A 14476-nucleotide genomic window follows, 5' to 3' on the forward strand; every position below is an offset into this window, starting at 1 on the left:
GAGTAACCCCACGTCGGTATCGGACGATACGATCCCCGACGGACGAATCAGCAGTAAGGAGACGTATGCCAATCGCCAAGATCAACGGCATCGACATCAATTACCAGGTCAAGGGCAGTGGAGACCTGGTCGTTCTCGTCATGGGCACCGGCAGCCCCGGTCGTGTGTGGGAGCTGCATCAGGTGCCGGCGCTCACAGCAGCGGGCTACCGGGTGTGCACGTTCGACAATCGCGGCATCGCTCCCTCGTCGGAGAGCACACACGGCATCACCATGGAGGACATGGTCGCCGACACCGCCGGTCTGATCGAGCTCGTCCGCAACGGTGACGAGAAGGCCTACGTCGTCGGAACGTCGATGGGCTCACGCGTCGCGCAGGAGCTTGCGCTGAGCAGGCCCGACCTGGTTCGCAAAGCCGTGTTCCTCGCCGGCCACGCGCGGGTCGACGAGTTCCAGAAAACACTTGCGCAGGGTGAACGAGCCCTCTACGACAAGCGTGTGGAGCTTCCCGGCACCTACTCTGCTGCGGTGACCGCGGTGATGAACCTGTCGCCTGCGACGTTGCGCGATTCTCGCGGGGCGCGTGACTGGCTGGACCTGTTCGAGTTCTCTGCCTCCTCACCGTCCGCCGGAGTGCGCGCTCAGCTGGGCATGGAGGACGATTTCGATCGAACTGCCGCCTATCGCGGGGTGGCGGTGCCGTGTCTGTCGGTCGGATTCGCCGACGATCGGATGATCCCGCCCTACTTGGGCAAGGAGTTGGCCGACGCCATCCCCGGTGCCCGGTACGTGGAGATCGCGGACGCCGGGCACTACGGATATCTCGAGCGTCCCGAGGCCGTCAACGCCGAACTGCTCGGCTTCTTGAAGGCCTGACGGCACCACGGCCCGACCTGCGTTGCTAGGGTCGTGTGGCACCTCACGGTGCAGACTTACCAACCAAACGTTCGCGACGAGTGAGGCGAGATGAGTACCAACCCGTTCGATGACGAAGACGGACGCTTCTTCGTGCTGGTCAACGACGAAGACCAGCATTCGCTGTGGCCGACGTTCTCCGAGGTCCCTCAGGGATGGCGTGTCGTCTTCGGTGAAGACACCCGCGCCGCGTGCCTGGAGTACGTCGAGAAGAACTGGACCGACATGCGTCCGCGCAGCCTGCGTGAGGCCATGGAGGCCGACGCTGCTGCACGCGCATCCGCTGAGGGAACCCCCAGCACCGAGGCCTGAGCTCCGCCTTCTACGAAGGACTCGTACCGCGCCGCCGACGAACTGTCGGTCGGCGCGGTTCTTCTGTGCGGCGAAGCGTCGGGCGCAGTAGTTCCTCGGTGCGCGCGAGAATGCGTGGTCGACGCAGGGTTCGGGCACCCCACTCACCGAGTGTCACACCCGCGGCCAAACCGCAGCCGACGCCGAACGCTGCGAACAACGAGCTGATGCCGAGCAGTAGCTGGTCGTTGAGGATCGCGTACAGACCGCGATACAACGCCAGGCCGGGGAGCAGTGGAGTGATGCCCGCGACGGCGACGATCAGCGGCGGAATCAGCGCACGACGTGCCAACAGACCACCTGCGAATCCGACGACGGTAGCGGCGATGGCCGAGGCGATGATCGGTCCCACATTGAGAGTCTGCGAGAGCAGATACACCAGCGAGCCCGCGAAGCCGCCCATGAATGCAGCCGTCAGCGCACGACGTTCGGCGTAGCAGGCCAATGCATAGAACAGTGACGCTGCCGCGCCGGCGATCACCTTGGTGGGGACCTGCAGGATGTCCGGTGGGGCCAGGTTGCTGATCTGCGGTAGATCACTGCCGATCAGCGCAGCCAACCGCAGCGATGTCGCGACGCCGGCGATGATGCCGCCGGTCATCATCAGTACCTCGAAGAATCTGGACACCGCGGTGATCGGGGCACCGGTGATCGCGTCCTGCACCGAGCCGACGAGCGAGAGACCCGAGAGCAGCACGATCACACCGGCCGCGATGATCTGCGACGGCGAGATGTCGATGTTCAGTTGGTCCTGGAAGTTGTAGAGGGTGATCGCCGGTGTCGCAGCCACGAAGCCTCCGACGACCTGCTGGAAGAAGAACGGCAGGCCCGCGCGGTTGAGTACGCGTCCGATGCGGTCGATCACCATCGTCGTCAGGAAGCTGACCACAGCAACCAGCGCGCCACCGCCGAGCAGCACACTGATGGCCGCGGCCATACCGGACCACGCCAGAGTCGCAATCCATCGGTTGTACGGGTGCGGAGCCTTGGTGATCTCGTCGAGCCGCTCGAGCGCCGCACTAGGCGGCACCATCTTCACGCGCACGGCGCGAATGAGACGGTCGACCTCGGCCAGCCGCGTGAAGTCCATCGACCGGTAATGCACGATGCGCATCGTCGACGCCGGGGGACGCGTCGGGCCGCGGTGCGCACTGAGAGTGATCGAGTTGTACGTGACGTCCACATCGCACCGTGCGAGGCCGTACGTCGCGGCGATGAACTGCACCTGAGTTGCCGTATCCATCGCTGCCGTGCCCGAGGCCAACAGAACTTCGCCGACGCGAACCGCGAGATCGAGGACCTCCGCAACCGACGCATCGTCGGTCAGATCGATCGGACGAAGGGGCGACGGTGCTGCGGTCGGTGTATCGATGGTGGCCCGACGCTCACCGGTGAGACGGCTCAGCGAAGCCGTCAGGTCTTGCAGGAAAGTCATGACCGTCTTTACACGTTGCTGGGGTGATCCACCGACAAGGTACCTGTTGACACTGAGCGTCCGATGAACGGATATGATTGCCTCGCTTCACTGCCTCCTTAGCTCAGCGGTAGAGCACTCGCCTTGTAAGCGAGCGGTCAACGGTTCAATCCCGTTAGGAGGCTCTTTCGGACGGCCCTGACCAGCGAAAACGGTTGGGGCCGTCTCTTTTTGGCCTGTTGTGGCCGCTCGTTTCTTGCGCGAGCCCGGTTCGTCCACCTGGGTTTATGAGTCGCTTGTGAGCTGGGGATTTGCCGGTTCGTCGGCTCGATTCGGCGTTCGGTGTCACAGAGTGTCACAACTCGTTGCCAACTCACCGGTGAGCATTCATGTGGATGTAGGTGGATGCAGTCGGACTGTGCGGGAGGTTGCCCGGGTCGAGGTGCAGTGTTGGAATCAGTGTCGGTTTCGTAGGCTAATACCCTACGTATCCGATACTCGATGGAAGTGTCCGTGACTGCGGGCAGTATTCGACGCCGTCAGGCCGGGTTAGCTCCCGAGTTTGCGAGGCTTCCGATGCGGATGGTGCGTGCCGCCACGGCGGCCGAGATCTACGCGCACCCGCGGGCCGAGCTCGCGCGCCTGATGGATTTGGGTCTGCTGCATCGGGTGGCGACGGGCTTCTACGTGGCGGTGCCCGACGATCGGGTCGGGACCGAGTGGATGCCGGGTTTGGAGGCAGCGGCGGCCGGTATCGCGGTGGCGGCCTACAGCGCCGACGATGCCTTCGTGATGGGTGTCAGCGCGGCCCGTTTGCACGGTGTGATTCCGCGTGCGTTGGCGACTGCTGTAGTAGCTGTGCCGACACGCCACGATCCGATTCGGTTGGCGGATCGTCAGGCGCTGGTTCGGTTCGTCGTGCGCGACACTGCACGTCTGGATGCGGAGCGTATCGATACCGAGTTGGGTCCGGTGCTGGTGACTACTGCGGAGCAGACGGTGTTGGATCTGGTGAAGCGTCCGGGTCTCGGTGACGCCGAGGGTGAGGTGTGGCCGGCGGTGGAGCAGTTGTATCGACGGTGCGAACCAGAAGTGTTAGCCGAGATCGCCGAGGCTCAGAAGATGCGAACGACACTGTTGCGGATGCAGGCTCGGTTGGGGGAGAAGTAGTGAATCCCGACGAGTTGGCCTCGGTGGCCGCGCAATTCGGTGTCGCGCGTGGACAGGTCGAGCGGGATCACCTGATCTCGCACCTGCTCGGCTATCTGAGTGCGCACTTCGCGGATCGGATTGTGTTCATCGGCGGAACAGCCTTGGCCCGGACCCATCTGGTCGATGGTCGTCTCAGTGAGGGCGGTCAAGGTGCAGTTGCTGTCGGCGGAAGGGCACCCAGCATGGCCTCTCGAGAACCGGCAGCTCGAGCAGCGGTATGAGGATGCACTCGGAGCTGAGTTGACGGTGCCCACGCGGCCCGCGTTCGTTGCGGGTAAGACAGCCACCTGGTGTGATCGGCGAGCGTCGCGTGATCTGTGGGACTTGTGGGCACTGAGTCGGATTAAAGCATTCGAGCCGGACGTGGCCGATTTGTATCAAAGGTTCGGGCCCACGAACAAGCTGCCAGGGCAGTGGCAGTTCGCGGACATACCGACCGAATGCGATTGGGAGAGTCAGTTGTCGGGGGCAGACGCGGCTGACCGTGACAGCGCGCGAAGCGGCAAACCTTGTGGCCCGGGCATGGCAGGCGCTGGCGATACGTTAGTCCTGCAGTCGCATGAAACAGTCTTGCGGTAAAGGCCCGTAACGCAGGCGGTCTGCGAGCGAATTAGGCTGTGCTGCCGAATATTCGACGGTATGAGTCCAGTTCTTCTTCGTCAACATCGATTTTGCCGAAGAGTACGTACATTGTTGTGTCCCATGGGCGAAGGCCATCGTGCCTGGGAGTGAGAAGAACCGCGACCGTCCGGCAAGAATCAACTGTTTCGGCGGGACGCCCGGAGATCCATTCGTGGTGGCGGAGCATCGTCCACCCACGGAAGACTGCTTGGTGGTGTCCGCTGAGATGATTCAGCACGCTGAAAGCCAACTGTAAGTGATTGTCTCCCAGCCAGTAACGGCGAGCCTCAAACCGCGTCTCACCATTGAGGGCGTCTCGAGCGATTCGGAGCTGGTCGAGCAGTCGTCGGCCGATCGCGGCCCGCTCGAGTACGGGATGCTGATCGAGCATGTGCAGCACGTTCAAGCGGTCGAGTTCGGGACGATCCCACGACGACGTAGCGACGTCCTCGAGCAGCTGGCGATATAGCGCTGCCCCCGCGGTGTCGACACTCGATGCTGGCTCCCTCGGCAAGAGGGGGTACGAAAAGTGCTGGGCTTGTGCTGGATAGTTTTGGTTGCTATCAGCGTTCCGGGTTGCTTCGAGGTCGGCATTTGCGAGCTCGAAATACTGCGGCACGTGTTCACCCGGTGCGACTTCGTCGTCTTTTATTCGATGAATGTATGCGCCGACAGCGGTGATCGACCTCAGCTGGTCGAAGAGGAATTCCCACTCACGCCGCAGAAGAGCTACTACCGCAAGCGACGGCGTCGATGAGACAGGGGAGATGTGCTCGGGTGGCTGGTCGTGATCGATTATCACAACACCCACCCATGCGTATGCCGCGGCGTCGACATGCATCGAGCGTCCACGAGCGTTGTTAAGAGCCTTGGGTGTGGCGGTGAGGGTTCGTACTGTGCCTGCGGCCTGGCGTGCGCCCTTCGCGGCGTTCTTGGCAATCCAATTCAGTTCGCGCGCAGGGTTTGCGTCGGTGGGTACGTCGCGGGACTTCACCTGGATAGCAAGTGCTCGATTTCCGAAGATGACCGTACCGTCGCCGAGCTCACGGGATGCTGTGCCTTTAGCGATCTTCTTTGGTGGTAACACAAAATCGGGGAGCCCCCACTGTGCCGCAGCGGCGAGGGTCGCGTTCTCGGCTGCAGGACCTCGACTCACTGCTGGTTCGAGGACTCGGGCGTGTGGAATCGTCCGCCCGAACACGCCGGTTTCAGTGTGGACCAGCATGACCATGTTGTTGGCGTCATCCCGATAGACAGCCAGGCCGAGTTCGGACTGAGCAAGCCGGGGTTCGAGATCTGGGTAATGTGAGTAATCGACCGGTGCCCACCTGCCAGGGTCGTGGTCGTTTTCGGGAGTCAAATTGACCACGTCCAACTCAAGGTCCGGGCGGTTGGGCGATTCGCGCAGACCAACCGAGCGCTCGAAGCCGCGAACAATTTCTGCTGCAACTTCGAGAAGTAAGGCACATCGGCGGCCGACCGTGTCTTCGTCTGGGTTGCTCGGCCATGGAGGTAGCGCGAACGCGATGTCGAGGGCAACGTCCGGCCGACCGCGCAGGCCTTGCGCGCCTTCGGTGGGTTCCACCTGGAACCGCGCGATCGGGGTTGGTGTCCGAACGAGTGTGGGCGGCTCGGCAACTAGTTCGACGATCTTGTGCGGTGGGTCCACCAGCACGGTCGGCTGAGCTGAGTGTGCCCATATTCCAAAAACCTCCGCGTCTGGGACGAGGGCGACGACATTCTTCAACAGACCCATTGCCGACCGCAGCATCGAGATTTGAGTGGGAGTTTCTGCTTCGATTGCGTAGGGCTGGAACAGTGTGAGGAGCTGCAGGTGGTCGGGTCGGAGACCATCCAGCGCGCCGGAGCGGTGGAGCTCGGTGAACTCGGATGGGGTTGAACAAAGCGGGAATTGGATCGGTCGGTCAGGCGTGGGTGTGATGCCCGAAGTCAGTCTCTCGGTGGCCTGGATTGCTGCGTTCAGGCTGTCCTTGACTGCAGCAATGAAGTCTCGGCCACTCTGTTGGAGGGCGTCGGCCTGCGTTGTCCACTCGACCGACACTCGCAGCTCGCCGAGGCCTCGTTCGTCGAGCTCGATCCAACAGCGCAGTGCGCTGTCGATGCCCAGCTCGTTCCAGTGCGTCGCGATGTCATGACGAAGTTGGTGCGCCGCATCCAACGATTGCCAGGCTTTCTCGAACGGCTCTGATCTCTGATCGCCGGTCGGATCGAGGGTGGTCATGCGTCGTTACTACACCAATGCACCGACAGTACGGCGTCCCTGATCTCGTTCACCGTCAATTGGCCACGCTGAAGAGATGTCACGCTGTGTAGTAGCTAGACACCTTCGGCTTCCCGAAATTTGCGTGCTCAAGCATTTCTAAGGTCACACGATTCTCGTCGTGACTGGATAGCCACTTTCTGACCTTGTGGCGCTCAATTCCTGCCTGATTTCCAGCCAAAGAAAGTATTCTCCTGTTCTGGGGATGGGATATCTGGCGCTCGATGGATGTGAGAACGCCCCTTGCTTTGTCAGCGTCCCAAGCAGCAAGTCGCTGAACGCAAATCGAGAGGAGCACTATGGGGGTGCGCGCATCCGCCGACCGCTCTGCTACAAAGTCGACGAGTTTAGATCCGGGGGTCTGTTCGCTTGGGAACATGCGGAGATAGTGAGCGATCGACCAGTCAAAGGATGCCCAAGGGCTGCTTGCATAGTTGAGAAACCAGTCCTCAAGATGGTCCTGCGAAAATACCATTTTGAACATCGGTGCCAAGGCATCAGAGGCGTGTGGCATACGTTCAGCTAGATGCGAAAACTCTGCGATCCGGTAGGGAATTGCGTGACTACGCATACGATTCGCGACGAACTTCAGGCTCGTTCTTGATGCGCGAGTCGGGTCGTCGAGTAAGCGGTCGACTAATTCTTCCAAAGGCTTCGTTTCTTTCTTGAGGATAGCGTCATCCACGGCACTGTGTTCAATCTCTAGTGCATGCTCGGAAACTTCATCCCCCTCGAAAACGTCTGTCTTCGCGGCGTTGATATGCATTCCTATATCGCTAGCTGCCTGCTGTAGCTCGATCTGAGCTCGCCGCATGTCTCCAGCTTCGTCTCCGAAGAGCCAGACGTCGTCCATCCATCGGGTCCAGCTTCGTCGGGGACGTGGAGCCGCTTTGCCGAATATGGTCAGGTGGGGCACTGTGGAGGCATGATGCTCAAGCACGTCGTCGAGTGACTTCATGTACATATTTGCGATTACCGCTGACGCAAGCGAGCGCTGTGGTAGTCCAGTGCGGCCGGAGGTTTTGTACATTCGTTCGACGAATGCGAGTAGCGCAGTCTGTATGTGGTTCTTCTTCAGCGTATCCTCCAGCGACGTCTGAAGCCTGTCGAGAGGGATGCTTGCGAAGCATGACACGAGGTCCGTGCGCAGACCGGCTTCAAAGTTGCGGCTCGCATCGCCGAGGTGCGAGCGGTATTGCTTCCACTGCAGATCATTGTGCGAGTAGTCCCCTTTCTGCGGATGGTCCGGCTTTAGGCGCCAGCCGTACGCACTCTCGTGCAGCCCCCCGATCAAATCGACACTCACCGCATCGACCAGAGCCTGATAGGTCAATCGGTCTTCGATGGAGAGCACGACAGCTGGTCGAGCCCCCCAGTTTTCTTTTGGTACGTCGATTAACGCCGGACTCTGGTTTTGTGTGCTGTCGATGTGGTTGCCGAGTCGAGTGGGGGACGCAAGGAGGAAGTCAATCTCGGGCCACTCCCATGGATCGTGGTACCAATCGCCGAAGAACTCTCCGCGCACGTTCTTGGCGGCAGTCTTGAAGTCAAGAACGTTTGCCCAATCCATCTGTGCCATCGGCTGATACTGGCATACTCCAAACCCCGTCACGTCGTTGGTCCGTCTCAGCGACCCGACCCACTCCCTGTCCAGGGTGCCTTGGTGCCATGAGCATTTCGGTGCCGTTTATGGCGCAGCCCGGTTTGACGCTGGGAGTGGAAGCAGCTCGGACAGCGTTATCACGGCGTTCCTGCGGCTGACTTCATCGTGCCCATTCGGGCTGCGTTCGTTGCAGGTAAGGCGACTAGCGGAGACCCTCCAGATCGTAAGGCGGAAAAGGTCGCCACCATATCGGCGAGCCGTTCCAGGGCGAAAGTCCGCTGGACGTGTATGCGGACTGCAGGCTAGCGAGAGCAGCATCTCGTTCTGCTCCGTCCGGTAATGGTCCGCCGGATTTTGCTTGCGGCTCGGGTTGAAGCGTGATGGCGGTCGAGTAAGGGTCGAGGCGGAAGAAGGCGACCACCTCCTCGATGAGTAGTCGCGTGAGGCGTTTCCCTCGCTTCGATTCATGGAGGAACATTCTGTCAATCAACAGCACTGAGTCAACCCAGTGGTCGGGATGGGAGTCGCGAATCTCTGCTGCGATGGCTCCGAGTCCTGAGGCGTCCGTGCTGATCGCGTCTGCCGCGTCGGCGATGTCCTCGTCGGAGACGTTCCAGCCGATCCAACCGCTGATAAAGGCACCGGCGCGTTCGTCGTCTGTGGCGAGCTCAATTTCGCATGAGAAGGCGCGGAGAATGTCTACACCGCCGTCAATCGGTCGGTGAACGGTGACGCGTGTTTCCCAATAGTCGCGGGCGGAGACTTCGTCGTTGAGCATTTAGAATTTTCTTCCCTGGTGGTGGTTCTGCAGGCAGGTCTACCTTTTCGCGCCTGCCCGGATCGACTCAAGTCGCATTCAGGCTGGTGCTGTTGCAGTTGGGACTGGCTACACGCATTGATCCACGACCGACGGAGGTTAGCCGTTACCCCAGTTCCAGCCCGGCAAGGACTCCAGTTTTGCTGATCGCTCAGCTTTCATGTTGTCCCTCCCACGCCACTGCTCCCGAACCCACAAGCCGAGTTTGACGTCTTGTTCTATGTGTCCGTCCGGGGGCTTGATGCGACCTTCGCGAGCGACGTATTGCTCTAACATCTCGAATTTTTGGTTCCAGATGTGATCGCTTTTTGTGCCCCAGAACCAGCCGGGTATAGCTTCCAGCTGAGCTTGTTTGTCGGAGTTGAGTCTTGTGTGCTCACGTCGCCGGAGCCTCGCCCATTGACCGATCTTCAGGCCGTCCTCGACGAAGTCGACTGGAACGTTTGCATGGCCTTCTCTTCGTGCGTAGGAACGCAGCAGCTCGAGGTGTTGCGTCCATGAGTCGTCGAGCGCGTTCCAGCTCCAGCCGGGAACGGCCTCCAACCGCTGGCGTCGGTCCTCTGTCATCGTGGTGCGATTGCTCCGTTGTTCCCCGACCCATCCGCCGAGATTGACTCCGTCCGCAACATAGCCACGCGTAACCCTTGTGTGTCCCTGGCGCCCGGCGAATACAACGAGCGATGAGTACGCCCGCTCCCAAGCGTCTGTGTGCGGGTCCCACGACCATCCGGGGACCGCTTCCAGGAGCTCTCGACGTTCCTGAGAGATGCTTTCGCGGTGATTCCGTTGTTCTAGTACCCAACCACCAAGATTTACACTGTCTTCCTTGAACCCTTGCGGTACGAGTGCGTGGCCTTCTCGTCTCCGATACTGCCTGAGCAGTTCGAGCTTCTGCTGCCACATCGCGGCTCGTGCGTCCCATACCCAACCGGGCATCGATTGCAATCGACCTACTTCGCTCGCGGAGAGATTCCTCTGGTTGCCTCGTTGGACGGTGATCCACGTTCCGAGTCGAAAGCCGTTCTCTAAGTGTGTGTTGGGGACGAGAGTATGACCTTCTCGTGCAGCAAAGGCTGTTAGAAATTCGAAGCCGCGGTCCCACTTCTCGGCTAGTGGTGTCCACGACCATTCCGGCAGTGCCTCAAGGAGTTGGATCCGCTCCGAAGTCATGTCGTCGCGGTTCGTGCGCTGCACGGCCACCCATTGCCCGAGCCTCAGACCGTCTTCGATCAACCGCTGCGACGGCCGAGCGTGACCCACCCGCGCGGCGAACGCCTTCAACGCCTGGTAGTTCCGCGTCCAGGTGTCCTTGCGGGTGTCCCACACCCAACCAGAAAACGCCTCCAGCTCTCGTGTCCTTTCTTCGGACAATTGGCCTCGCTTGTACAGACCACGCTGTGTCGCAACCCAGCTCCGGAGGTTGAAGTCACCGACCGCGTATGGAAAAGGAACGTCGGCGTGGCCATGTTCGGCTACGAACTGCTCCATGAGTTGAATCCAGGTACTCCATTGGTCTGCCAGTACGTCCCATGCCCACCCGGGGAGTCGGTCCAGCGCGGACCGCCTGTGGTCGCTGAGGGTCTTGTTAGTCAAAGCGATCCGTTGGACACTCGCCCATTGCCCGAGCGCGTACCCGTCCACGACGTAGTCGACGGCCACCCTTGAGGTGCCCTTGTCTGCGGCGTATTGCTCCAGCATCCCGTACCAAAAATTCCAGGGGGCACTTGTCTTCTCGATCAAACGAACATCGAACGCGTCGACGAATGCCTTTCCGACGGTGTGCGCCACGTCCAGGTGAATCTTATCCGGAATGCGTGCGCGCCCACCTGTGCGGCCGAGTTCGCGGCGTATCTCGTCGATCTGCTCCGCCATATGTTCGTCGTGAGAGCGCAGAGCAGTAACGACACGCCAGACAGACTTGAATGATGAATCTTTGAGTGCGGTTTCGGGATCCGCGGCGGTATCGATGAAAACTGGAATGACAATGGTTCCGACGGTTTTGTTCTCGGCCAGCCGAATTGCGCGCCCGACGGCCTGAACGATGTCGACCTCCGACCCTCGCGGGTCGATGAAGGCGACACCGTCAAGAGTGGGGACGTCGACGCCCTCACCGAGGCATCGCGCGTTGGCGAGTAAGCCGCGCTCGTCGTCGTCGAGGTGACGAAGACGTTGAAGGCGGACATGCCGCTCGCCGGACGACATCTCGCCCGAGGCGAACCCGGTCCACAATGTTCCCGGGGGCCGCTGCTCCGCGGGCATCCATTCGAGAATGTCGGGCATTTCCGCCGCGAACCGCTTGGCGCGAAGCACGCGGGAGTGGAAGCTGATCACGCGGCGAAGGTCATATTTTCGCATCGCTTTCGCAAGCCCGATCTGGCTGGCGAGGGTACGTGCGTCGGTGTCCTGGTCCTGTCGACGGATCAGAACGCCGTTGGTCGCCCACTCACGAAATGTCGAGTTGTCGACCCCGACGACAGCGACTTGGTAATCGGTGAGTAGTCCGCGTCGAATGGCTTCTCCGAAACTCAGACGGTGGAACACTTCCCCGAATTTCGTGGCGTCGTCCATCGACGCGACTTCCATTTCCGAGCCACGCGCCGCCGTCAGCACTCGTCCGGTGTAGTAGCGCGGTGTCGCCGTCATGAACAGCCGCCGGCGAGCCGCGATGGCGTTCGAGTCGAGAATCGTTGCGAATACCGTTGATTCGTCGCCCGCGACACGGTGACTCTCGTCCGCGATGGCCAGGTCGAAGTGCGGGACTTGTCCGAGGGTGAATGCTTTCGCGATCTGCGGCGAGGACTGATACGTCGAAAACACCACACGTGGTCCACTGCGTTGAAGGAACTCGGCGATCTCGGCGGGGTCGTTCTGAACTGGGAGGCACAGCTCGCTGGTGTACGCCAAGGCTGCGTCGTCCTGGGTGACGGTTTCATCGGAGCAGACTGGTAGCGCCTCGAACGGTTCGGTCGCGTTCGTTCTCCATACCGCCATCGTCTGCTTCAGCAGGGACAAGGACGGCAACAGAACCAGGGTTCGCTGCGCGTGGAGTTTTTGCTTGATGAACAGAGACGTGAGCGTCTTTCCTGTACCGCACGCCATGACGAGCTGACCACGGTCGGCGTTCTGGAAGCCGTCCACGACGTTGTCGAGAGCTTCGGTCTGGTGGTCGCGGGGTAGGGCCGGCTGTGGTGGTGGGATGGGATGTAGGAGGTCCGGGGACTCCGCCCAGTCGATGTCGGCAGTTTGGAGGTCGGCAAGGCCGATCAAGCCGACCGGTTTCTCCTGGGCGTCGATAGTTCTCCGTGCGACGTGGTGTATCCGGTCGGTGGTTGCGATGAGGAGGCGATAGTGGAACCGCCTCCTGGACGACTCGGACAGGAACTTGTCGACGTCGTTCTTCGTGACGGCGCGATCCGCGGCATATGCCTTCGCCTGTACCGCCCAGAGTTTTCCTTCGTTGTCTTCGACCACGAGGTCGATACCGGCGTCGCTGCCCCATCTGTGCTCCCAGTCGTCCCAGAGCCAGACATTGCGAACGGTGTGTCGGTAGTACGCGTCGTTCTGGAGGTACCACTTGCAGATGCGCTCGAACTGCCTGCCCCGGATGTGGTTGTCCTGGGAGAGGTTGTTGTACAGGGTGGCGAATGTGCCCATTCTGGAGACGATAATCGTCTTTAGCGACAGGTTCGTCTCCATAGGCGTCAAAGATCGACCCGAGTAGGTGTTCCCGGCGGGGCTGGTGCCGACGATCGGCCGAAAGTGCCGCGCTCATGCCTGTACGATGTGACCGTCCACCACCCGAACGCCGCTTGCGGCGGCTGAGTTCGAGATCGAGACCAAACGAATGGATGTCTCAGAAATCCGACGGCGGTTGAACATACCGCCGGTGGCGGGAATTGCATGGTTCTCGGTCGACGAGAAGGAAGTGGCCTTCGCCCAACATAAAAGCCCACGTCACCGTGCCGTGATTCTCAGATCTTGGCCTGATAGCAGCCCTCTCGCTTGGGTATTCGCTCGCTCCATGAGTAGTTCAAATGGCATTGAACACGAAGCACACGATCACAGGTACGAATACCCTGCTTGCTGGATCGAGAATCCCGCCAGGATAGTCACAACGGTGCCGTTAACGATAAAGAAATCAGTGTTGGATCATCAGACTGCAATGTGCGCGGAACCGGACGAATTGATAGCCACGGCCCTACTGGCAGTAGAGGTGGCACCGTGAGCGACACCCGATGAGCCAGTCCGTGACGTGGGATGATTTAAAAGTAGAGTTTGTCGAGAGCGTGATCGGCGAGCTCTGGCTGGAGGAGGTAGCTCGCGCAGTGCGCACAGTAGCACCGAAATATCCGCCAAGCAGCTATACCGAAACCGGGGAATGGAGCACCCGAGAGTACGAGAACCTGGTACAGGATGTTGTCGTCAAACAACTACTTGAAGCGGGGCAACTCGCGTACATAGTCGATACCGCATCCGACGTCTCGTCGGCGCGTGCCCTTGTACATCACATCGTCAGACGAACCCTTGCTCGTGGTCGACAGCGGACCGTCATCGACAATCTGCTGGAGAGATGCCGTCAGCTGCAGATCGCCGATGCCCGCAGCGGCGTTGCGCGCGTCGATCTAGACGCGTCGGGTCTGCGCGCCGTAGCTTCCATGGTCGCGAAACTTCCTCGCGTAAGAATCATCAACAGTGACCGGGCCCCGGTCGTGTACTCTGCCGAGACTCTTCAGGAAGTCCTCAGCCTGGTTCGTGAGGTCGTAGGGTCCGACGTCGGCGACCGAGACATGGCACGCATCTTCGAACTGGCTTTGACAGACTACCTCCCAAGCGGTCTTGTTCATAGTGATGGAGGCGAGGACGAACCTGATCGTCGGCTCACACCGGAAGATGAGGTTGCCGCAATCGATGCACTTAGACAACTTGTCGCCCTACCGGCAGACAGCCAGCGGCTACTCGCCCTCAAAATATCCAATAGGTCGGACGTGTACGTTGCAGAGTCCTTTGGTATCTCACGTCCGACTGCTGCCAAGCGTTTCAGAGAGGCGTCAAACGCGGTCCATGCGGTGATCGTTGACGCATCGGTTCAGATTCAAGATGAAGTGCTAACACGGTTCAGCGAGCATCTGCTCCAAAGGTACATACCCTCCGTAGACGGTCTGGGAGACGAATGATGAAGCCGAACACACCTGGATGGTTAGAGGACTCGCTGCGTGCGCTGGTGTCGGCTTCGCCGGGACCTGCTGCAGTCCACATTGGACCT

11 protein-coding genes and 1 tRNA gene are annotated in these 14476 nt (G+C 60.5%); 7 read left to right on the forward strand and 5 right to left on the reverse strand.

The window, feature by feature from the left end; genetic code table 11:
- Nucleotides 1–65: 65 nt before the first annotated feature.
- Nucleotides 66–875, forward strand: a complete 810-nt coding sequence (locus CH274_RS04160) for an alpha/beta fold hydrolase (RefSeq protein ID WP_045196859.1) — start codon at nt 66–68, stop codon at nt 873–875.
- Between the two features lie 90 nt (nt 876–965).
- A complete protein-coding gene (locus tag CH274_RS04165; RefSeq protein ID WP_008710007.1) occupies nt 966–1226 on the forward strand; it encodes an MbtH family protein in 261 nt (86 codons plus the stop codon).
- Nucleotides 1227–1236: 10 nt separating this feature from the next.
- Here CH274_RS04165 and CH274_RS04170 read toward each other — a convergent pair whose 3' ends face one another.
- Nucleotides 1237–2700, reverse strand: coding sequence for a threonine/serine ThrE exporter family protein (locus CH274_RS04170; RefSeq protein WP_032396059.1), 1464 nt, complete (start codon nt 2698–2700; stop codon nt 1237–1239).
- A gap of 92 nt (nt 2701–2792) precedes the next feature.
- Here CH274_RS04170 and CH274_RS04175 point away from each other — a divergent pair.
- From CH274_RS04175 to CH274_RS29895, 4 genes are all read left to right on the forward strand, one after another.
- A tRNA-Thr gene (locus CH274_RS04175) sits at nt 2793–2864 on the forward strand.
- Between the two features lie 391 nt (nt 2865–3255).
- The gene (locus CH274_RS04180) at nt 3256–3849 is read left to right on the forward strand and encodes a type IV toxin-antitoxin system AbiEi family antitoxin domain-containing protein (protein ID WP_094656847.1); all 594 of its coding nucleotides are present in this window, start codon (nt 3256–3258) and stop codon (nt 3847–3849) included.
- Nucleotides 3849–4112, forward strand: a complete 264-nt coding sequence (locus CH274_RS29890) for a hypothetical protein (protein ID WP_306436596.1) — start codon at nt 3849–3851, stop codon at nt 4110–4112. The genes CH274_RS04180 and CH274_RS29890 overlap by 1 nt, the downstream gene beginning before the upstream one ends.
- Nucleotides 4015–4470 carry a nucleotidyl transferase AbiEii/AbiGii toxin family protein gene (locus CH274_RS29895; protein WP_306436593.1) on the forward strand — a complete coding sequence of 152 codons (456 nt, stop codon included), beginning with the start codon at nt 4015–4017 and terminating at the stop codon, nt 4468–4470. Before CH274_RS29890 ends, CH274_RS29895 begins: the two co-directional genes overlap by 98 nt.
- A 31-nt stretch (nt 4471–4501) precedes the next feature.
- Here CH274_RS29895 and CH274_RS04190 read toward each other — a convergent pair whose 3' ends face one another.
- From CH274_RS04190 to CH274_RS04205, 4 genes are all read right to left on the reverse strand, one after another.
- Nucleotides 4502–6754 carry a hypothetical protein gene (locus CH274_RS04190; protein WP_094656848.1) on the reverse strand — a complete coding sequence of 751 codons (2253 nt, stop codon included), beginning with the start codon at nt 6752–6754 and terminating at the stop codon, nt 4502–4504.
- Between the two features lie 79 nt (nt 6755–6833).
- Nucleotides 6834–8372, reverse strand: a complete 1539-nt coding sequence (locus CH274_RS04195) for an RNA-directed DNA polymerase (RefSeq protein ID WP_094656849.1) — start codon at nt 8370–8372, stop codon at nt 6834–6836.
- Between the two features lie 226 nt (nt 8373–8598).
- Nucleotides 8599–9174, reverse strand: coding sequence for a hypothetical protein (locus tag CH274_RS04200; RefSeq protein ID WP_094656850.1), 576 nt, complete (start codon nt 9172–9174; stop codon nt 8599–8601).
- Nucleotides 9175–9312: 138 nt separating this feature from the next.
- Nucleotides 9313–12867, reverse strand: a complete 3555-nt coding sequence (locus CH274_RS04205; RefSeq protein WP_094656851.1) for a DEAD/DEAH box helicase — start codon at nt 12865–12867, stop codon at nt 9313–9315.
- Between the two features lie 581 nt (nt 12868–13448).
- Between CH274_RS04205 and CH274_RS04210 the strand changes: the two genes are divergently transcribed.
- Nucleotides 13449–14387, forward strand: coding sequence for a hypothetical protein (locus CH274_RS04210; protein ID WP_094656852.1), 939 nt, complete (start codon nt 13449–13451; stop codon nt 14385–14387).
- The last annotated feature ends 89 nt before the right edge of the window (nt 14388–14476 follow it).

This window comes from Rhodococcus sp. 06-418-5 (assembly GCF_002258285.1).
Lineage (GTDB): Bacteria > Actinomycetota > Actinomycetes > Mycobacteriales > Mycobacteriaceae > Rhodococcoides.